Source organism: Rossellomorea aquimaris TF-12 (assembly GCF_001648555.1).
GTDB classification, from domain to species: Bacteria; Bacillota; Bacilli; order Bacillales; family Bacillaceae_B; genus Rossellomorea; species Rossellomorea aquimaris.
The window spans coordinates 149,083-169,291 of sequence record NZ_LQXM01000029.1 but is presented as its reverse complement, the minus strand read 5'-3'; the positions used below and the strand labels follow the sequence as shown (position 1 = coordinate 169,291).

The following is a 20,209-nucleotide window of genomic DNA, read 5'->3' as shown; positions in this document are numbered from 1 at the left end:
ACTGAATACTCACCTTTCAATATATATTCACTTGTCAAAGTTACAAATACCATTATGGTCATAACAACATACATTCTTTTTAGTAATTTCATCACTTCACTTAAACCCTCTATTTATTATATTAGATTCTATTTATTCATTATGGATAAGTATCCGTTAATTACTTCTAATTCTCTCAATATCTTAATTTTTGCTTTTTAGTCTTGAAATCGCATTTCTATCTAACTAATTGTTTATTGATCTTATAAACGATAAGTAAATAAGGCTTGGATATAATAAATGCACTCCCATAACTTCATTCGATTGCATCAGGTTATTTAACCATCCTGCCCCCACCTCTTTAATCAGAGAACTCAAAAGGGATTTCTTTTTCTAGTCCGTAGATCTTATTAGCTTCCCAATACTGTCCTGATATTCCCATTAAGACTGATGACTTGAAATAGCCCAATCTATGAAGAATTTGTCCATCATTGTTTTTAAATAATAGTTTGTAGGGCGGATAGCCACTAAGTTTTAATCCATTTGTTGAGAGCGTATCAGCATTATTTAAATCATCAATAAGTTCGTTGATAAACTGCTTGTCATCAATCATTCCGACGTTTTCCTCTGTTTCCCAAGTAACGATTTCAATTTCTTTTACCTGTTCGTGAATATTTAAATTACTATCTTGCTGATTTACTTTAATCAAAAATATAAATAAGAGGATAGCAACTACGATATAGCTTCCAATAGAGATATATAGACGTGTAACAAACCTCTTTTTCATACTCAATGTCAAAGTCACTCCAATTTATTAAGTTTTATTGGTAACTCTAAAATTACTATGGTAACCCCTTAATTTAACAACATTATTTCAAGTTGATTATTAGTTGTTTTTACTTTACTATCAGCAATTTGCTTATTTTTTGATAAATTTAATTCTTCCCTATTTATGCATTACAAATTGTGACTTGCTAATTTTAAAGCCACTTTTCTCATAATATGGTATTAAATCTTCATCACAGAACAAGCTAATAACATCAATGTGTGAAAGTTCACCTAATAATCGAGAGACAAGCTTTGTTCCTATTCCTAATTTTTGGAAGTCTTTATGTACTACAACGTCTTCTATGTAAGCTCTAAATTTATCATCCGATACCGCCCTGGCAAACCCGATAAGAACGTTATTTTTCCATACACCAACGGAAATAACTCTTTTTAACATTTCTTCAATCTCTCTCTCTTTTCTTTCCTCCCACCAACCTGCATTACTATAAAGCTTGATAAGTTCAGTAGCATTTATTGGCCTCTCGTTAAAACTCATCACTTCTACATTCACTTATTTCACCCCCCCATTATTTTCAGCTTGATACACCAATACGTTTATTATATTTGGGTCAAAATCGATAAAAAATATGTACCAGTGTATACATTGGTACATATTTTAGTTTGTTATTTTGTTTTATCTAAACTATCCTCGAATAAATCCACCTTCTGAATGAATTATTTGTCCGGTTATCCATTCAGCTTCATCGCTTGCCAGAAATGCAATGATTCGTGCCACGTCATCAGGTGTACCAATGCGACCCATTGGAAATTTAGGTAGAAGAAAATTTCTTATTTCATTCGTCATCCATGTAGAGTCTGTTGGACCTGGGTTTACTGCATTAACAGTGATTCCTAAAGGTGCAAGTTCTTGTGATAACGACCTACTAAAAGCTGAAATAGCTCCTTTCGTTGCTGCATAAGCTAACTCCCCAGGCATAGGACCTAAATCCTGCCCAGATGTCATATTGATTATTCTTCCTGATTCTAATTTAGATTTTTTAAAACGACGAGCAAATTCAACACAAAGAAGAAAAGTTGACCTCATATTAACCGCATAATGATCATCAAGCGTTTTGGCTTCCAGTGTTACATAATCATTACTTGTGGAATGAGCTCCATTATTAATTAAGATTGAAGGATATCCTAATTTACCCGACATTTCTTCATATATAGTTAATGCAGCATTTGCATCTGATAAATCAATTTTTATTTCCTCACAACGGACGTCCATCCGTAAAATTTCCTGTTGAAATTCTTCTATCCACTCAGAATCAGAATTCCAGTGAGTAAAGAAAATATTTATGCCCTGTGAGGCTAACTTACGACAAATAGCTGTACCAATATCATTTTGAATGCTTGCACCTGTAATTAGTGCAATTTTATTTTGAGAATGACTCATGATTTTAACCCCCATATTATAGGGATGATATGGCTAGTAGATAGTTAGATCCTCATAGAAAAGGATACATACCCACTAATAGTATATTCCTAGTTAATGGATATTATATAACTCCACACCTTGCATCCCTGGAATGATTATTATTCAAATAAATAGACACACTCTTCCCTCCTAAGGGTACAAAGCTATCTATTTATTATGATTCATTACAGAATTTGCCACATGTAGAATCTTAATTCCCCTTTCAATACATCTCTACCATTATTTTAGTTTTTCATCTGGTAAAATACAACAATTCATAATAGAAAAACCTGTATTTAATATAATCGTATTCAACTATTTTTTGTACGTCTCTTATTATTAATCGTTATAATAATGTTTACTACTAACATTAAAAAGCTATTGAATAGCAATAACAAAGCTAAATATGCTGAACCAAATGCTTGCCCTTGGTCATGAAGATAACCTGCATAAGCAAGTCCAATCATATGAAACAAAACCGGACTTAAAAGCATTAAAGAGCACAGAATCCAATTTGACTTTTCATTTTGCTTATTATTAACAAACATAAACCACCCAACTAAAAAAATAAATAATGCAAATAAAATCAGCAATAGATCTCTCCCCTACTACTCAATCTCATTCAAACCTTTCATCCGCTTGGATGGGATAGGTTTAACTACCAATCTTTAATAACCATTCACGTAATTTACCTTTCGGAAAATACACTTTATTGTTTAACACAATGTGTGGAATACCAGGGTGTTCACTAATCATGTTTTTTGCATCTTCCTTAGTAACACCTATAAAATGATGCACATCGCTCTCTTTAATCAATTCATGATCGTCATTTTCATTTAACGATTCTAAAATATTTTTTGCATTAGGGTTGTTTACATTTTTCAACCCATCACCAATCAGATAACCTGCTATGACAATACCCAAACCTACCCATAAGAAACCCATACGTATCCTCCTACATTATTAATCTTTTTTAATATGCTCAATACTGCTATATTCAGCAATTATACCTTTAACAGGTTATGGGGAATTATTCTATTCTTTAATCAGAATATGTTTCCCCTTTTCTTAAATCCAATATATGATTATTTATCGAAACAGTATGTTCATCTATCCATTCAACATTAGCGTGGTCCATTCGGTAGTCTTCATAAATAGTTATTTCAAACCATAGAGGACCATCTAATTTACCTATTACTGCAAACGATGTAGTAGCTCCCCCATTTTTAAGATAAAACTCTATTTTATAATTATTTTTAGGAGAATATGTTGTTTTAAATAAATCCTCTGAAACAAAAAGAAAACGGAGAACTCCAAGAAAGAAAACCATTGAAAGCAATGGTGAAAGAAAAATAGTAAACCAACTTCTAAACTTCGATATCTTATTCGTTTTATCTTTAAAACCAAATATCCCTAGTATAAAGGCGATTACAGAAAGTAAACAAAGAATATAGGGAGGCGGAGATATTATCCAATCAGAAAAAATCAAGTTCAATAAAAACAATATAGTTAATAAGCATAAAGAAAATGACCACAAATTATATTTTCTAGCCATAATTACCTCTTTCGTTGTACTTCTTATTCAAATAGTTCGGTCTTCTTTTTCACTTCTCCAAATTAAGAGCCATTTACCATTACGATAAATAGCTCCTTCTACATTCACTATGAATATTTCCAATCCACCTGAAGCTTGTTCTTTCTATGTTATTCATTTAAAAATGCATTCTAATTGAAGTTTTATGCTCTGATTGAATACCCAAAGACTTTAAAATTTCCATGACTTTATGTAAAGTTTCTTCTACAAATTGATCAACCTCAGCTGCTGTAAGATAAATAAACTCGTGTTCTTCTGAAATTGTACTAGTTTGATAAAACTTTGTGATATTTTTAATCTGTTCTAATGTTTGACCAGTTCGAAAGAAATCCAGGTACTCTGGGAAGTCAGTTATGTGTTGAAAATCCGTCCAGAAAATACTATTGGTATGATTTTTAAGATATAAAAAATCCAGCCCATACCAATCTTTCTTCACAAGTTTAGCGTATTCAGAGGTATTCAGTATATCCTGGTACACTTTTTCCTTTTTCTTTTTCTCAAGGAGTTTAATCCATTCCTCATCAGTCACTAAATGAATGTAATATCCTAGATAATAAGAAAATTTATGAGATAATCTTTTATTTGCATCCAAGAGATATTGTAAATAAAAAGAATTTGCGCTAATTTTACCTTCAACCTTAAAATGTGTAATCTCTTTAGGAGGTGTAGGTTTACCGTTTTCTCCAATAAGCCCACAATCAGGGCCAATGTTTCCAACCAAAAATTCTATTTTTGAGACAGGAATTTCTTTTTTTATTAGTTCTTCAGCAATCCTAAAGTGGGTAACCCAAGTAGCCAATGTTTTCACTCCTTTATATGTTCAATTGAATGAATTCGTCATCTACCTTAAAAATCCCTTTTTTGGATATAAATAACATGATTGACATTTACTTTCGTTGCCAACTTTAGTAAGACGGTTAACAGCCACTTATCCGATTTGGTGCAAAGAGGAAATTTCAACTGCTTCAAAATATTTTTTATCTTTCCTCTTCAATTATCTATAGAAACTCACCAAATATCTTTACGTTTATCCTCCTATTCCCACCACTCTAATCATTAAATATATTTTTTAGATTTAAACTAATAAAGTATGAAATAATATATAATTATTTCAAAGAGGAGGGATAAAATGGGACTGTTTTTCAAGAAAAAGGATTTTATTATTCCTTCAACAGGGATTGATACTGTTGAGAAAATTAATTTGGGTGGAGTCGAACAGTCTATACTTATTCAAGCTGTCGACCCCAGTAATCCTGTATTGTTATTTATTCACGGCGGACCTTGTATGCCAGTTCCTGGTGTGGTTTCACGCGGACAAGATTATGCCATCGCAACTAACACAAAAAAATTAGTTGAACATTTTGTATTAGTCTTCTGGGATCAGAGAGGGGCAGGAAAGTCATATAGCCATACTATCCCTCCCCAAACAATAAGAGTAGAACAGTTTATCAGTGACGGTAATGAGTTAATTGGTATTTTAAAAGAGAAATTCACTAAAGAAAAGATTTATCTTGCCGCTCACTCATGGGGCTCTATGATTGGATTATCGATCGCTTCTAGGTATCCTGAACAACTACATGCTTACATAGGAATTTCACAACTATTAAGTTGGACTGAAAATGATACCCATTGTTATGACTGGGTTAAGAATAAAGCAGAGAAATCAAATGACACAAAAACACTTAGGAAATTAGAGCAAATAGGAAAGCCCCCCTATGTAAAGAACGTAAAGCAATGGACATCATTTCGTACAATTCTAATGAAGTATAAATCAATGATTTATGAAAATGAAACTGTGAAACACCCTGGAATGCTCGGTGGACTTAAACTTTTTTTGAATTCGTCTGACTACACCTTAAAAGATATTTTTAATACATTTTATCGAGCCTATCAACTAACATATACCCAAACTTTAATAAATGATTTTGCTAATGTTAATTTAAATTTAATAAAAAAGATAGAGGTCCCTCTCTATTTTTTACATGGAACACATGATTTTCATGTTGACGGAAAACCCGTTAAGAGATTTCTTGAAGAGGTTGAAACAACTTTGGATAAAGAAATGTACTGGTTTGAAAATTCATCCCACATGTTTCATCCTGTTGATACACAAGAAATAGAAGACTTTTTAATAAAATTAGGTAGTTCAAATAATGATTCTAAGTCAGCAGTAATATAGATATTTTAATTAGATTTAAAGTTAATTTCGTTAAATGGCTATTACCTATTAAGTCCACAAGAAAAATTTTAGATTATTAGTATTTCATTCTAATTTTAGGTTTCCGATTAAACAGCTGCTATTTGAATGAGACAATAGCTGAGATTACATTTGATCTTCAGCTTTGTCCCTCTCTTAACTTTGCTGAAAATGCACTAAAACTTAAATTTCATTTTTATCTTTTCAGCAACTGCACTGGCACTTAAGTGTGTATTATTTATTCTTAAGTAATTTGCCTTGCTGATTTCACCTTCATATGAATTTAACCTTAGATTTTCCAAGGTTAATAGAAGATGTTCTTCAGATTCCTGTAAATTTTTCTTGGTTGGTTTATGCTCTAACCTATGAGGCGATTTATTTCGGATTAACCTTTCATTCGTGTCAGCTTCCAATTCAATAAAGTAGACTTCAATTCCTTTTGACTCAAAAATCTTACACATTCTTTCGATTCCTTCCCACTCCTGTTCAGAACTAAAATCCCAAACTTTCGTAAAGATTAATCCGTATGAATCACTCTTTGAAAAGCTTTCAAAAACTTCATTTCTAAATAGTTTTGCTAATCTCCACATTTCAGAACTGAATCCAAAAAGGGGATGAAGCAAATCGATCGTCATATGGTTGTGAAATAATGTTAAATCTGTTATCTTGCAAAGCTCTTGTCCAACTGTCATTTTCCCAACTGCTTGTGGTCCGAAGATAAACACAAACTTCTCCACTTTTTTCACCTCTTATTTCAAGTTCGTACTCGTTAAACCTTGAAGCTTAGTACAAAAGCTTTTTACTCCAGCCCGTTAAACATACATTACCATTTCAATATAATGGTTTAAATGTTTGTAGAATAAAAGTACCTAAAATACCAATACCTTCTACAAACAGAAAAGATCCATCTCTTCTTTCTAACTTGAGGCTTTTTTGTTGAATAATAAATAATTTTGATCTTCTCTGATTGCAATCTTATATCTGTTAGAGTTTAATATGCACTCTTGACCTTTGCATTCTATTTGGTATTCATCTACGATCCAGTCGTCAAACATAGTATTGGATGGCTTTGATATAATAAGAGAAATAATTATGGTCAGGGAAACAATTATAACAAGGAATATTTTCTTCTTATTCTTCATGATTGCTCATCTCCTTAAATTTTAAAGATAAAAAAGAAAGTTAAAGCTGCTAATACGCAAAATAAACAATACATATCTAAGTATTTTTTTATTTCTCTGTCCTTTTCAATAACAAATATAAAATAACAATCAAAATAATGAAGTTTGAGATCTGAACCATCCCAAAAAGGTCTTGATGTTCAAAGATACTATGTATTAAAGGAATTTGATACAATATGAAACCTAAAACTAATGTGATTAAAACAGTAAATAATGTATAAAGCACACTATCTCTCCTTTGCCCTCCAATTCACCTTACTTAAAAATTCCAAACCAGTTTTTCCACATATTTTTCGAAAGAAAAAATGGTGGTTTTCAAAAATTCCCTTCGCATGGTAGCTGAGTTAAAAATTCAGAATAGCCTCATTTAATGATGAATAATACGATAACTAGAAACATAGAAACAAAAAAGCTAAGATAGCCATAAGCTTTCCTTCCTTTTTGAAGTTCTTCTAATCCCATAACCAATAACATTAAACAAAGAATGAAGAACATATATGGCTGCAGCCAATGATTATCTGTGAGTAAAGTAAAAGCTCCCATAGAAATAACGGTTAGTGCTAAAATAATTCTTAAAGTCTTAAACATGGACCTTATCTCCTTAAAAATACTTATCTAGCTTTATTGTATGTATAGGTAATAATTCATTACAGTTTAGCTTAAACTAAATTTGGTAGGGAATAGGTCTATTACAAAATGCGAATAGCATCCGAATCAATTAATTTAATATGAATCATCGATGATCCTCCTCCAGTAATATGATTTGGAACATCCGATAAGTTGAGTATTTCCTTCAACTGGATAGTCTTTTCACGATTGGCTTCTATTGTTATACGATGAGGCCCATTTACATTCATGAGGGACTCCAATCGTGTATCATTTTCCATTAATAAAGAATCCAGGAATTCTAACTCAAATGACACTGTTTTACCACTGCGGTTATGTATGCGGAGATTACATTCCCCATATAATTCGTCTTCACTCACCTGCTCAAAATCACATGTACCCTTTCCATCGTAAGAAATTGCTGATATTCCACCAGCAATCGTTTCCTGGTACATAAAAATGATTAATACTGGTAAAAAAGAGTAGCTAAATAAAGTGATTAGGAAGATTCGAAAATGGTATTTATTGATGCCTCTGACAAGTAGAATCATGGCGATGATAAACAATACAGATCCAACTATACCAAGCGTGTTATACCCATCTTGATTACTGATTGGAAATGACATAAAGATAATTCGCGCGTCTATCATTTCATTACTTGGATAAGGAAAATATAAATACATACATATAAGGAAAATAATGAATGAGCTAATGAGTGCTACTTTACTTCTTACCACTTAATTTCACCTCCGACTGACTACTTTTTTATCATGAAGTACTTAACTATTGATATCCCCTTATACAATTCCAATTATTTCAAAAAATTACAGTTTTCACAATCTTTTATTTACTATGGGATAAAATGATTCAATGTCTTTCCTTCTCTCTGTTTAGAAAAGATATGTTAAGATAAACACACCCATTAAGTAAGGAGAATGATCATGAAAAAGACAATCGACCATATCGGCGTGGCTGTTCGAAACCTAGAAGATACCATTCAGTTCTATACTGATGTTCTTGGAGCGAAGTTGATTGACCGATACAGAAGTGATGCCAAGGGAGTCGAGAGCGAAATTGCGATTATGGAGGTGGATGAAGCCCGAACAGAATTACTGGCACCAACCAATAATGTCACTTCCCCTATCGCTCGGTTTATCAAGCAAAAAGGAAAAGGTGTTCATCATATCGCATATCGGGTGGATAACTTGGATCGCGCTTTAGAGGAGCTGGAACAAAAGGGAATACGTACTTTACCTGATAGTCTTCGAATCAACAAGCATGGCAGAAGACTGATCTATTTAAATCCAGCTGATACGGAAGGAACGATCATTGAATATTGTGATTATCCAAATGAAAAGTAGATGAAGTCGGGACGGATTTGTCCAAAATCCGTCCTGTTATATTATAAGGAAAGCTCATCAAAAACTCCTTCACTGAAGACATTTCTTTCAATTAGATCTTCTTTTCTTCCAGCTCTAGAATATTATATTGAGTATATAATCTCTCCCTTTGAATCATAAAACTCAACCACATATTGTTCACTATGTTTTTTATCATATGAAATTGCAAAGGCTTTCTTATCTTCTATTTCTCTACTCAACTCATATCCATCTTCAAAATGTATAGAGACTCTTTCTGCTTTTTTTAAGATTTTTTCATCTAATATAGTAATTGCTATGTATGGATTTCCTTCTGCACTTCCTACTATTGATACTTCATTATTATTAGTGTAAGAAACCTTTCTGCTTCGTATATCATCGTTTCTCTTCCATACTTCAAACAAATACCCTATATATATTACTACTGCCCTATCGTCACTGATTAAATTTGTTCCTAAGGGTTCTTCTAGACCTTTTTCTGAAATAAATTGCTTGATGGAGTTCTCAGTCAATCGATCATTTTTAACTTCCGAAGACCAACAACTAGAAGATACAAATAACAAAGTCAGAATAAGAACGCTTAAATATTTCCTTTTCAAGTATTTAGCTTGTAAATTAACCATTTTCCCACTCCTTTGGATAATGAAAAAATTGAAGAAACAATTCTCCCAATCGTTTTTTCTAATTATTTCAAAATTTGTAATATAAGGCAATAAATTCCTCTAAATGCACATAGCAAAGTTTTCGAAGACAACCTAAATATATAGATACTACTTTAAAAGCATTAAATTCTCCCTCTTTTACTTTCTATTCCAACTTGAACCTCAAACTATATTAACTCCAAATGGCGCTTCAAATGAACAAAGTCGATTATCCTCTTTAATCGTTTTAAGAAACCCCTTAGGATATTAATAGTATTCTATTGAAGTCATAATGAATATCTGAATTCTCTTTTTCTAATAAAAACGCATAGAAAATGGGGCCTCTGCCCAATCGACTTGGACAAAGCTACATAGTATATAGAGAGTCGAGGTTTACCTTCGACAATTTTATAGAAGATTGGGGGATTTAAAATGTGGTTCCCATTTTTTAATTGGTGTGAAAGAGATAGAACAGATCATCATCGACGTTTTCGTTTTTGGGACAACTTGATGTTCGCCCACTGTTCATGCGATTATGAAGATTGCGGTAAACAAGGAAGAAGAGAATCTGATGCAGAAGTGAGATGCTTTAAAATTAAGGACAAACATGACTGTGGATGTCATAAAAAAACTCACCATCATAGTGATTGCGGATGCTTTAAAAAGCGTGAACACCACTGTGGCTGCCATCAAAAGATTCAGCATCATCAACATAAGTGCAATTGTCATAAATGCAGACGAGAATATTAAGTAATAAAGAGTATTGATGTACCCATCCGGAATCGGATGGGTGTTTTTTTATCTATCATGACGGAACATTTCAATCAGCCTTGGAATAAAGTTTGTGAATTTATTATTTTTTTCTCCTTTTTTCAATTTTCTCATAAAAAGTCTGTGCTATAATCATACAGTATTAAGTAAAATTAGGAGCTTTTTTATGAAAAAATACACTACCCTGCTATTCTTAGCAGTTACTATTACCATGATATTTGCACCAGTTCTTCCTGCAAATGCAAAGGACAAGATCATCATTCCTGAAAACATGGAAGAATTGGATCTGTCCAACAGGTTAGAGGTGTTTTTCGATCAGGATGGGTTAACCGAAGAACAAATCCTACAAAAGAGTTATGAATTTGTTCCATTATCCAATACGAATCCATCAGGCGATATCTCAGGTACAATCTATTGGCTGAAAATGGATCTGACCAATGCCTCTGTTGATTCAAGAAAGCTTCTCCTTGAAATCAAGAAGCCCCACCTAAGCTCGGTGACATTGTACACACTCAAGGATGATCGACTTGTGGAAGAGGATACAATCGGTTATCGCTATCCATTTGATATAAGAAACTACAAACATCGTAATCTAGTTTTCACACTGCATCTTCAGCCGAAAGCTTCCACGGCCCATTTTTTGAAAATTGAGACCGATAGTTTCTTTCAAGCACCAGTATCTCTCTGGGAACCTATTGCATTCTCGGAAGCCAATTATATGAATCAATCGATCCTCGGCATCTTCTACGGTATCATGTTTGCCATGATAATTTATAATACGTTCTTGTTCTTCTCTCTTAAGGAGAAAAGCTACCTATATTACATACTATTTGTGTCTGGATTTACGATGATGCAGGCAATCTGGGATGGAGTTGCCTTTCAGTTTGTGTGGGGGAATTTTCCCTGGTGGGCCCTTAGATCGAATTCCTTCTTTATCATATGGTCATCCCTGTTCGCTCTTCTATTCGCAAAATATTTCTTACAGCTAAAAATAAATGCTCCAGTTCTCAATAAGATTGTCACAATCTTTAATACGCTTTGTGCACTATGCTTGGTTCTTCCCTTTTTCCTCAAGATTGGTACGATGACCATGATCAGCACTGTCATGGCTACGATATTCGTACTATTTCTGATAGCGATTGCCATTAAGGTCAGACTAAGAACAAGAGAAGCAAAGTTCTATCTTTCGGCTTGGGCTCTCCTCTTTATAGGAGTTCTTCTCAACATTTTGGCAGCTTTCAAAATAGTTCCCCTAACGAACCTGACATTATTTGCTCCTAAGGTAGGAGCCGTAGTAGAAGTATTGGTGCTTTCTCTCGGTCTGGCTGATAAAATCAAGAGGATGAGAAAGGAAAAAGAGCATGAAACCAAAAAATATTATGCCCAAACCCTGCTGCAAAATGCTTTCAAACAGATGTCAGTCATGGACGAGCTGGAACCATTATCAAAACAAGGGATAACGTGTTTGATGGAAATCACCCATTTTGAGAAAGGCTTTTACCTATCTAAGGATGGCAACAAGTGGAGAGTGATTTCGAGCGTGAATTTGCCAGCCGAATTAGAGAAGTTCTATGTAGAGCAGTATGTCTCTATACAGGATGGGTGCTCTCCAGGTTTTAACATCCTGGACGATTCTACGTTAACTGTCCCCATTTCATGTCAATCACACACTGGAAGGTTCGTAATCTGGAGTCCTCTGGAAGAAGCCGATCTTTCATTAATGGAAAGCTTCCTCCCAGCATTCATTGAACAGTTCACAGCATTAATCGTTCAGAAAGACGACTTCCAATCGCTCAAGAGTTCTGCTATGCATGATCACTTAACGAAAATGTTAAACCGGAGATACTTCCTGGAGAAAGCAACCGAGTTGTATATAGAGAGCGAACCCGCTTCTCTCTTGTTGATTGATATCGATCACTTTAAGAGAATCAATGATACATATGGTCATTTAATCGGAGACCAGGCAATTGTGTTTGCAGGAAATCTCATCAAGAAGGTCCTAATGGGATTAGGAATTGTGGGACGATTCGGCGGAGAAGAATTCATCGTATTCTTAGAAAAAACCAATCAAGACCACGCTTTGGAATGGGCCGATCTCTTACTAGAAGCATTTCGACGTGAAGGTTTACATCTTGATAGCGGAGCTTCCATTTATTTAACGGTGAGTATTGGGTTCTATAGCAGCCACCCATTCAGCTTACTCACGATTGACGAGATGATTCAGTTAGCAGATGAGCAACTGTATAGAGCGAAACGAAATGGACGGAATCAGGTGGCGGTGTGTTAATAAGGAAAAGAGACTCCTTTTATGTACCCGTCCCTTTTGCCCCAAATCTCCTTATAATACAATTACATCGTTTCAGCTCAGTCTCTCCAACAACAAAGCCAGTAATCTCGAAGATTACCGGCTTTTCTCAACCTGAGGTGACTCCGTATGAATCACCTTGATTTTCTTAATGTAACAATTATTTATCCCCCCTTTTTCCAAATTCACAAAAAAGGAGGGGATACAAGATAATATGGTCAGGCCAAACAGTTAATCAGAACTTTTAACTGAATAGTACTTTTCAGGTTTTGTTTTTGCGTTATCAAGTGCTTGAGCAATCGCTCCTGAAAGGCTGTAAGGTCCTTTTGCATCCAGGCCAACCTCCCAGATCATCATACCTCCAAATCTGTTGGTTAAAGCCAGTTTTGTTTTCTTTTCCATCGTTTCTTCACCATTATAGTAGTATGTTGTACCATTCATACTTATCTTGTCTTTGACTGCATATTCCGGATTTCGGTTATTAATTATAGCTTCATAGGACACCTGCTTAATTGCTGGATTTTCAGGCTGCCCATATAAGGGAACTCCAAGTACCAGTTTATCTCTTGAAATACTATGAGCATCAAAGAGATACGACCAATAGTTTACAATTTTCTTTGTAAAAGGAAACGGGGATAAGTTTGCCGCGTTATAACCGCCATCCCACTGTCCGTCATAAGCCATGATATTAACAAAATCTACTTGCTTAAACATGGAAGGATCGTAAACGACAAAGTCAGTCACAGTGCCTGTAACACTATGAATCTTCGAATGAACCGCAACTGAAAGCTCTTTATTCGCAGCATGAAGCTTATTACTCAAATCATTTATAAAAGCGGCAAGATACTGGGCATCTTTCTTAGAACGGGGATGCTCAAAATCAACATCAATTCCATCAAGATTTTCCCTTTCAGCTACGCTAACAAGCTCTTTCACAAGCTTTTCCCTAGAAGATAGGCTTTCTATAGCTGATTTAAAATATTCATAGGATTCCCCACCATTTATATGGAACCAACCTCCTACTGCCAAAAACGCTTTTGCATCATGTTTCTGTGCATTGGAAACCATACGTCGCAAATTACTTGACGCAGCCTCACCATTAAAAGAAAGACTTCCATCTTTTTCAGGATGGACAAAGGAAAAGATAACATGTGTTAATTTTGAATAATCAATAGCATCTGGATCACGATAATCCTGGACGTAGCCAATCAGCACCTTTGATGGGGCTTCTGATAATTCAGGAAAGTTTTTTTGAAAAGGTTTTTTAGTTGATTGTTCTGCAGTTTTTACCATTTTTGCAGACTCATAGTTAGCACTATTTTTTGCAAATAAAGTTCCTGCTGTAAAACCGCCTACAAAGATGATAGAAATCATAAATAGAATCTGAACTTTTTTCTTCATTTATCACTAACCTCCGTAATAATACCATATAAATTGTAACAAATAAGGTGGAGGTCAGGCGGTGGTAATTTATTGCTTACATTCCATAACCGTTCATACAATGAAATTGGTTAAATAAAAACCGTACCAGAGCTAACATTGGTACGGATTGTATGAGAATATAAATAAATTCACACTTAATTAATATGCTTTTCTATTATTTTTACTGCTGATTTCATTGAACCACTGGAAAGTTTATTTTTATTAGTAGTTTTGATAAGTGTTTGTAGTTTTTCACACAACTTAATATCTTTAATATTGTTATCAATCGTTTCTAATGCCATTGATAAAGCAATTAATGGTCTTTTGTTTACAGCAATAACACCTTTATTATCTTTATGTATATACCACTTATTGTTTTTTCTAATTGCTTTTAATTGTGCATTCAGGGAATTCACTTCTTCATTTATATACTCCCTGCTTAAGAGATGAGCATCCTGTAAATACCTCTTATCTTCGAGTGAATCTTTAAAATATATTTTGATTTTCGGTCTAGATTCTTTTGTTTTATTACAATGATAAATTGGTGAATTGGTGTATCTTGAAATTAATTTTAAGTATAATTTTCTTAAATGATGATAATAATTATTGGTCACTTGCTTAGCAAAAAAATCACTACTATTGAAATCTGTGTTTTCGTTATATACCAATGCGCGATGTAAATTTTGATTATCAGTGTAAATATTAATTAATTCATTGCTATCTACATCTTTCTCCAATATCATTTCTAAAGCTTTTTCAAGAGAGTAGCCCTCAGCAATATGTGAAGAAGGCTTTTGGTGCTCTACATTGAAGTGGTACTTTTCAATAAAGCCGAATTCATTGACCTTTACAACCCCTGCACCAATCATGTTGTTTTTAGTTGATCCATCTATAAAATATTCTATCATTCTACACCAACCTTTTTATCCTAGTAGATATTTATCCAAAATAGTTTCATTTAGTGGTAAATTACTTTCATACATTCCAAAAATCTTAAATAAATATAAATCATCCGACAACTAGTAAATATTTCGACAATTAATGTAAAATTCCTCCAAAATACCAAAAAAAGGTTTCGACATCACGTCAAAACCTCTTAATTTATTATTATACAGTTTTACTTCAAATAACGTATTGTTTTCACTGTTCAATAAAGAATTCAGTGTTCAAAATAGAGTAGCTCTTCTTTCCCAGTTTCGATATTGATATACCTCCAAGTCCAATCATGATCACTTAGTCCATAAGCATGAACAGGGACAAGTCCGCCTGAGGTTGAAGAATAGATCACAAATGTATCCATAAATGTATATTGTCGTTTTTCTGCCAGCTTTTTATCTTCAATCTCTACTTTTTTGTTTAATTCCTTTAAACCGTCTTCTGGTGAAATATTTCCGATAACATTTGTATCAAAATTTAACGATAACGGTATAACATCAAGACTATTCATCATCATAAATTCTCCAGATCTTGCATCGAAATATATCATGTTAGTATTGTCAGAAAACGCGTATACAGGCAATGATTTAAACATAGGCATAAATCCAAATGTGTAGTACTTATCATCAATGTTACTAGAATAGTTCACATTTTCACCGAGGTATTCGACGAAAAACTGCCTTTCTTTCCCATAAATCCTCTTTAGTAATGGGGTTACTTTCTCTTGAACCTGATCAACTTTTAAAAGCTCCCCCTCTGTTTGTGGAGAAGTAATGTAATCTAAATCTGTCGGATAACCTGAAAAGGCATCCACCTCTCCACTTATACTCTTATTCTTCACATTAAATCTATAACTATATTCTTGACCCTTTTCTAAAGCTACATCTTCAATATCAGCTTGAGTTACAAAGGCAATCCTCTTTTTCAATTCATTCTCTTCTAATGGTTGAACTTGAGATGGTAGCTTGTGAAACCGATTGTAAGTGTAAGTAATCCCGTTGATTTCTTCTAAGGGACTACTAAGGCCCTCCACATCTACAGTTTCAAAATAGGACCTGGAACCGTGGTTAAACTTCTCGTAGTCTTCTTCCACTTCATGCATATATTCTTCCGCATATTGAATCAATAAGTCATGTGTCTTTTGGTCGACATCATCCCATCTACCATCCGTTTTCCTTAAATACAGGTTATCCAGTGTTGTATAAAAGGATTGTTGTTCAATAAATAAAGTGGAACCTTTAAGCTTTATTTCTTCAAACCAATTCAAGGAATCGGTTAATTTCCCGACTCCTTCATACATTCCTTCAGAATACATGTCTTTTAAGAAACTCAGCTCTTCCACGGACGTTTCAGGAACAGAATGAATGATATGATTAAGTTCTTCAGCTCCGCTGTATACATTTTGATACGCAGAAGACACTTCATAGCGATGATTTTGATATACATTCACAATGATTAATACGAGTACGCTAATTAGTACCATAAGGTAAATTCTCATCCTTCTCAACTTCATCGATAAACGTATGCGGTTATCCAAAGATTCAGGAATTGTGGACTCTATTTCGTTTAATGAAATACCATCATTAAATCCTATACCCGACATATAAATTGATTTGCATTTTTCACATTCTTGTAAATGCTTTTCTACTTCTTCTTTTACCGAAGGGCTGAGATCACCAGCTTCGTAAAGTGGATATAGATCCTGAACAAGTTCACATGAATATTTCAACATCACACACCTCCAAACTCTTTATTATATTTTTCTCTGAACTTCTTCCTCGCTCTATAAATCCCGACCTTAACTGCCCCTTCTGTGTCGTCTGTTATTTTTGCAATTTCCCTATACGACATCCCCTGTTGATCTCTTAGCAGGAGAAACGTTCTTTCCTTTTCAGAGAGCTTTGATAAAATGGCTGAAATACTATCTTGTTCCTCTAATGACTTATAATCATCGCCCTTACCCATCCATTGCTCATCAATAAGTTCATGGCTTAATTCAAACCTTGTTGAATTTTTCTTGTAATAGCTTAAATATGTATTCCTGGCAATCGTAAACAACCAACTTTTCAAAGAGCTTTCCCCACGGAATTTCTTAAGTGATTTGAAGGCTTTAGTGAATGTATCATGAGTCAATTCTTCTGCTATATGGGGGTTTCTGGTGTTTTTTAATAAGTATGAGAAAATATCCTTTTTATACGTTTCGTACAATTGACTGAACGGATCCGCCATTTCATCCCCCTCTCCCTCAATAATTAATGACTCTTTACTTAATCAAAAGTTACAATAAAAATTTTTTTGAACAAAAAAAGAAGCCTTTAATGGCCTAAGTAGGTAATACATCACACATGGAAATTACTTGCCGTGAACTAATCAGTGAAGAATCGACAATTTGATTTCAGGAAAAAAATAACCGTTCCCCTTTAATCAGTAAGAGAAAAGTAACCTTGTATTAATCCATTAATTTACGTAATACATTATTTATAAATTCACTTTTACCTTCAGTATAAGAAGTCCTTTCTTTTGCTGTATTTACTAATTTCATTTTTATTGTTTCATACTCACTGATTGCTTGTGGATTACTTCGCAAATAATCTCTAAAGGCTATGTGTCTTGCAAGTTCTTTACTGTATTTGTTACAGACGTAAAGGTGATGTTCCACCCACTGTGTACCTTTCCCATCCCAAGGAGTAGTGTTATCCTTTCTCCCGAATGCCTCTCTACCTTGAAAGCTCCATTCTTTTTGGTGATAGTAGCCTATTAGTTCCAGCTCTTTAACAACTTGAGGGAAACCATCATAATTTTCTATTACAATGTCTATATCCAATATTGGTTTTCCCCCAAGCCCTTGTACTGAAGTACTACCTACGTGCTCAATGCCAATAATTAAATCATTTAATGAGCTGTTTAAGACTTGCTTTATTAATTGAAATTTCACAGTCCATTCCTCATCGAACTCTGCTATGACTATTCCCGAAAGAGTCATTCATCCTCCACCTTAAAGTTGATAATTCTGTCAGAAATTATTGTTAATTTAACAATCCAAAAAAATTAGTTGTATAAAATAGAAGGATCGACAGTGCAATAAAAGCTAACTGAGAAATCGTAAATTTATAATCATTTCTATTATCGGCATATCTCTTCTCCATAACAGCTCTAACCGTTTCAGATGCAATAATGAATACAAAAAGAAGGATATGTGTTTCTAAATACCAGATTCTATCAAATGGATCTTGGGTGACATTATAAAAAAAGCTAATAAGGAGGAGAAGAAGAAAAGTAATTCTAATCATCCAATCTAATTTCTTATGCTTTTCATTCAAATGGTTATATGAAAACCATTTCTTCTTTTCAACATTAAGCCACTTTCTCATTACGCTATTAAACAAATATATTATTAACCAATAAAAAGATAATAACAGAATCATTTTTATCAAAATATAATCCACAGCTGTCACACTTCTTTTCTTGTAAATTCACTATTATTAGCATCTTGTTTTCAATGGTAAAAAATTAATGTTTCATTAGTTATCCTTTTAATTTCTCTAATCTTAAAATTGATCATTACTTGAACCTGCTCTTCGGTGGTATGGCCTTGAAAATACTTTTCGATTTCCCATGCTAACATCATGGTTGTATGGTGAATGTATAGGTAATTAAAATCTCGCAGGTAATCTACGCTAGGAATATGGAGTTTGTTATTCTTTAGAATTTCCTGATAAGATTCCCTTACGAATTGAATTAAACCTATATCATATAAATCTTGACAAAGTATCGTTATGTCTCTTAATGGTGAAGCGATAGCTGCCCACTCCCAATCAATAAACCAAACCCACTCATCCCGATAAAAAATGTTTTCAAAATGGGGGTCTTCATGAGTTAGGACTTGAGGGCTACTTTGCTTATAATTTGTTAAATCTAATTGGTCGTAAGCATAATCTATTACCTTAATCCAATTTGAATTTGCCCAATGATTTCTTGAGCATAGCCGAATCAATTGGTCTGAACACCATTCGTGCCATTGAGAGGTTATTTGGTAATTTGGTAAATCTATAGCAGTCTCACTAAAACTTGTACTATGTAAAACTGCTAACCTCCTTAATACTTTTTTAATAAGAGTTCTCTTATCCTTTTCGGATTGATATCTAATATCTTCTTTTAGTGTTGATTTTAAATCATTCATGAGAATCGCTTGTGGAGAAGAATCCCAGACTGAAATCACTTTACTAAATGGCTTAATTAAGTGATGTAACTTCGTATAAATCTCCATTTCATTCTTTCGATCAGCTGCAAATTCTTTATATATTAAATTGAAACTTTGATTATCTACATCCAGAACTTCAATTTTATAAATGTTTCCTGCATGAGTACCGCTAAGGATCTCCTTTTTGAGAAGCTCAAATCTTTATTTACCAATCTTTGTTCTAAATGTTTCAAAAGGATTCTCCTTTGTTAAAAGGTGTTTATTCTCAATGATAAAGAAGGGTATATTCAAACGATTAAAATTCTATATAAAAAGGGTGAGTCTTTTCATTCAAGCAATATTCTATTCTTTCCCTGAAATTATTAAACGTTACCATATCTAAGGCCTCTTCAATAGAAAAATATCCGACTTCTACACTTTCAGAGGAGGTTGCAAATTCTCCACCAACCGGTTTTGCTAAGAACAACGTGTTGCAGATTGATTGGCTTACGTTTTGAAAAATCCCACAGAATTTCAATATTTCAACATCAATACCTGACTCTTCTTTGGTTTCTCGAATGGCACCGTCCTTCAAAGACTCACCTTCCTCCACCTGTCCACCCGGCATTTCCCAACCATTTCTAGGACTCTTAATCAATAAAATCTCATTTTGATCATTGATGACAATAGTAGCTGCTGATACGATATGTTTTGGTGGGGTATAAACATTTTGTGTGCTTTGCTCCATTTGACTTCCTCTTTTCTATTAA

At 33.7% G+C, this 20,209-nt stretch carries 22 protein-coding genes; 3 read left to right on the top strand and 19 right to left on the bottom strand.

What is annotated here, in order from left to right:
• Window positions 1-340: 340 nt before the first annotated feature.
• The 7 genes from IQI_RS14370 to IQI_RS14340 form a co-directional block, all read right to left on the bottom strand.
• Complete coding sequence (locus tag IQI_RS14370) at window positions 341-778, bottom strand: hypothetical protein (protein ID WP_156509917.1); 438 nt, start codon at window positions 776-778, stop codon at window positions 341-343.
• A 147-nt stretch (window positions 779-925) separates the two neighbouring features.
• Complete coding sequence (locus IQI_RS14365; protein ID WP_156509937.1) at window positions 926-1,303, bottom strand: GNAT family N-acetyltransferase; 378 nt, start codon at window positions 1,301-1,303, stop codon at window positions 926-928.
• A gap of 147 nt (window positions 1,304-1,450) precedes the next feature.
• Window positions 1,451-2,206 (bottom strand): SDR family oxidoreductase, encoded by a 756-nt coding sequence (locus IQI_RS14360; protein ID WP_064093340.1) that lies wholly within the window; start codon window positions 2,204-2,206, stop codon window positions 1,451-1,453.
• A gap of 332 nt (window positions 2,207-2,538) precedes the next feature.
• A complete protein-coding gene (locus IQI_RS14355; protein ID WP_064093339.1) occupies window positions 2,539-2,820 on the bottom strand; it encodes a hypothetical protein in 282 nt (93 codons plus the stop codon).
• A 61-nt stretch (window positions 2,821-2,881) separates the two neighbouring features.
• A complete protein-coding gene (locus IQI_RS14350; protein ID WP_064093338.1) occupies window positions 2,882-3,172 on the bottom strand; it encodes a hypothetical protein in 291 nt (96 codons plus the stop codon).
• A 97-nt stretch (window positions 3,173-3,269) separates the two neighbouring features.
• Complete coding sequence (locus IQI_RS20905; protein ID WP_064093337.1) at window positions 3,270-3,782, bottom strand: DUF5412 family protein; 513 nt, start codon at window positions 3,780-3,782, stop codon at window positions 3,270-3,272.
• A gap of 157 nt (window positions 3,783-3,939) precedes the next feature.
• Window positions 3,940-4,620 (bottom strand): zinc dependent phospholipase C family protein, encoded by a 681-nt coding sequence (locus tag IQI_RS14340; protein WP_064093336.1) that lies wholly within the window; start codon window positions 4,618-4,620, stop codon window positions 3,940-3,942.
• Window positions 4,621-4,950: 330 nt separating this feature from the next.
• Between IQI_RS14340 and IQI_RS14335 the strand changes: the two genes are divergently transcribed.
• Entirely contained in the window at window positions 4,951-6,000 is a 1,050-nt protein-coding gene (locus IQI_RS14335; RefSeq protein ID WP_064093335.1) for an alpha/beta hydrolase, read from the top strand.
• Between the two features lie 194 nt (window positions 6,001-6,194).
• Here the strand turns inward: IQI_RS14335 and IQI_RS14330 are convergent, their stop codons facing one another.
• The 3 genes from IQI_RS14330 to IQI_RS14315 form a co-directional block, all read right to left on the bottom strand.
• Entirely contained in the window at window positions 6,195-6,710 is a 516-nt protein-coding gene (locus IQI_RS14330; RefSeq protein WP_328585748.1) for a shikimate kinase, read from the bottom strand.
• Between the two features lie 852 nt (window positions 6,711-7,562).
• On the bottom strand, window positions 7,563-7,787 hold the full coding sequence (locus IQI_RS14320; protein ID WP_064093332.1) for a DUF3953 domain-containing protein: 225 nt from the start codon (window positions 7,785-7,787) through the stop codon (window positions 7,563-7,565).
• Between the two features lie 101 nt (window positions 7,788-7,888).
• Window positions 7,889-8,542 carry a hypothetical protein gene (locus IQI_RS14315; protein ID WP_064093331.1) on the bottom strand — a complete coding sequence of 218 codons (654 nt, stop codon included), beginning with the start codon at window positions 8,540-8,542 and terminating at the stop codon, window positions 7,889-7,891.
• 204 nt (window positions 8,543-8,746) lie between these two features.
• On the opposite strand from IQI_RS14315, the gene mce reads away from it, so the two are divergent.
• The gene (gene mce, locus IQI_RS14310; protein ID WP_064093330.1) at window positions 8,747-9,166 is read left to right on the top strand and encodes a methylmalonyl-CoA epimerase; all 420 of its coding nucleotides are present in this window, start codon (window positions 8,747-8,749) and stop codon (window positions 9,164-9,166) included.
• A gap of 122 nt (window positions 9,167-9,288) precedes the next feature.
• Here the strand turns inward: mce and IQI_RS14305 are convergent, their stop codons facing one another.
• Window positions 9,289-9,807 (bottom strand): hypothetical protein, encoded by a 519-nt coding sequence (locus tag IQI_RS14305; RefSeq protein ID WP_064093329.1) that lies wholly within the window; start codon window positions 9,805-9,807, stop codon window positions 9,289-9,291.
• Window positions 9,808-10,762: 955 nt separating this feature from the next.
• Between IQI_RS14305 and IQI_RS14300 the strand changes: the two genes are divergently transcribed.
• On the top strand, window positions 10,763-12,883 hold the full coding sequence (locus tag IQI_RS14300; RefSeq protein WP_064093328.1) for a diguanylate cyclase: 2,121 nt from the start codon (window positions 10,763-10,765) through the stop codon (window positions 12,881-12,883).
• Window positions 12,884-13,132: 249 nt separating this feature from the next.
• On the opposite strand, the gene IQI_RS14295 is transcribed toward IQI_RS14300, so the two are convergent.
• From IQI_RS14295 to IQI_RS14260, 8 genes are all read right to left on the bottom strand, one after another.
• On the bottom strand, window positions 13,133-14,302 hold the full coding sequence (locus IQI_RS14295) for a glycoside hydrolase family 18 protein (protein WP_064093327.1): 1,170 nt from the start codon (window positions 14,300-14,302) through the stop codon (window positions 13,133-13,135).
• Window positions 14,303-14,478: 176 nt separating this feature from the next.
• The gene (locus tag IQI_RS14290; protein ID WP_064093326.1) at window positions 14,479-15,231 is read right to left on the bottom strand and encodes a ribonuclease H family protein; all 753 of its coding nucleotides are present in this window, start codon (window positions 15,229-15,231) and stop codon (window positions 14,479-14,481) included.
• 251 nt (window positions 15,232-15,482) lie between these two features.
• Window positions 15,483-16,991, bottom strand: a complete 1,509-nt coding sequence (locus IQI_RS14285) for a zf-HC2 domain-containing protein (RefSeq protein WP_064093325.1) — start codon at window positions 16,989-16,991, stop codon at window positions 15,483-15,485.
• Entirely contained in the window at window positions 16,991-17,488 is a 498-nt protein-coding gene (locus IQI_RS14280; RefSeq protein WP_064093324.1) for an RNA polymerase sigma factor, read from the bottom strand. The genes IQI_RS14285 and IQI_RS14280 overlap by 1 nt, the downstream gene beginning before the upstream one ends.
• Before the next feature lie 220 nt (window positions 17,489-17,708).
• Window positions 17,709-18,242, bottom strand: a complete 534-nt coding sequence (locus tag IQI_RS14275) for a GrpB family protein (RefSeq protein WP_064093323.1) — start codon at window positions 18,240-18,242, stop codon at window positions 17,709-17,711.
• Window positions 18,243-18,285: 43 nt separating this feature from the next.
• A complete protein-coding gene (locus tag IQI_RS14270) occupies window positions 18,286-18,705 on the bottom strand; it encodes a DUF4181 domain-containing protein (RefSeq protein ID WP_231893430.1) in 420 nt (139 codons plus the stop codon).
• 50 nt (window positions 18,706-18,755) lie between these two features.
• Window positions 18,756-19,562: a phosphotransferase family protein gene (locus tag IQI_RS14265; protein WP_328585747.1), complete on the bottom strand. Its 807-nt coding sequence runs from the start codon at window positions 19,560-19,562 to the stop codon at window positions 18,756-18,758.
• Window positions 19,563-19,755: 193 nt separating this feature from the next.
• Window positions 19,756-20,187, bottom strand: a complete 432-nt coding sequence (locus IQI_RS14260) for an NUDIX hydrolase (protein WP_064093321.1) — start codon at window positions 20,185-20,187, stop codon at window positions 19,756-19,758.
• Window positions 20,188-20,209: the final 22 nt, after the last annotated feature.

What these genes read in the sequence shown, in the direction of transcription:
- IQI_RS14360 (WP_064093340.1), bottom strand. Translation starts at nt 2,206, where the DNA reads ATGAGTCATTCTCAAAATAAAATTGCACTAATTACAGGTGCAAGCATT.
- IQI_RS14260 (WP_064093321.1), bottom strand. Translation starts at nt 20,187, where the DNA reads ATGGAGCAAAGCACACAAAATGTTTATACCCCACCAAAACATATCGTA.
- IQI_RS20905 (WP_064093337.1), bottom strand. Translation starts at nt 3,782, where the DNA reads ATGGCTAGAAAATATAATTTGTGGTCATTTTCTTTATGCTTATTAACT.
- IQI_RS14305 (WP_064093329.1), bottom strand. Translation starts at nt 9,807, where the DNA reads ATGGTTAATTTACAAGCTAAATACTTGAAAAGGAAATATTTAAGCGTT.
- IQI_RS14295 (WP_064093327.1), bottom strand. Translation starts at nt 14,302, where the DNA reads ATGAAGAAAAAAGTTCAGATTCTATTTATGATTTCTATCATCTTTGTA.
- IQI_RS14350 (WP_064093338.1), bottom strand. Translation starts at nt 3,172, where the DNA reads ATGGGTTTCTTATGGGTAGGTTTGGGTATTGTCATAGCAGGTTATCTG.
- IQI_RS14300 (WP_064093328.1), top strand. Translation starts at nt 10,763, where the DNA reads ATGAAAAAATACACTACCCTGCTATTCTTAGCAGTTACTATTACCATG.
- mce (WP_064093330.1), top strand. Translation starts at nt 8,747, where the DNA reads ATGAAAAAGACAATCGACCATATCGGCGTGGCTGTTCGAAACCTAGAA.
- IQI_RS14365 (WP_156509937.1), bottom strand. Translation starts at nt 1,303, where the DNA reads ATGAGTTTTAACGAGAGGCCAATAAATGCTACTGAACTTATCAAGCTT.
- IQI_RS14330 (WP_328585748.1), bottom strand. Translation starts at nt 6,710, where the DNA reads ATGACAGTTGGACAAGAGCTTTGCAAGATAACAGATTTAACATTATTT.
- IQI_RS14320 (WP_064093332.1), bottom strand. Translation starts at nt 7,787, where the DNA reads ATGTTTAAGACTTTAAGAATTATTTTAGCACTAACCGTTATTTCTATG.
- IQI_RS14290 (WP_064093326.1), bottom strand. Translation starts at nt 15,231, where the DNA reads ATGATAGAATATTTTATAGATGGATCAACTAAAAACAACATGATTGGT.
- IQI_RS14275 (WP_064093323.1), bottom strand. Translation starts at nt 18,242, where the DNA reads ATGACTCTTTCGGGAATAGTCATAGCAGAGTTCGATGAGGAATGGACT.
- IQI_RS14285 (WP_064093325.1), bottom strand. Translation starts at nt 16,991, where the DNA reads ATGTTGAAATATTCATGTGAACTTGTTCAGGATCTATATCCACTTTAC.
- IQI_RS14335 (WP_064093335.1), top strand. Translation starts at nt 4,951, where the DNA reads ATGGGACTGTTTTTCAAGAAAAAGGATTTTATTATTCCTTCAACAGGG.
- IQI_RS14280 (WP_064093324.1), bottom strand. Translation starts at nt 17,488, where the DNA reads ATGGCGGATCCGTTCAGTCAATTGTACGAAACGTATAAAAAGGATATT.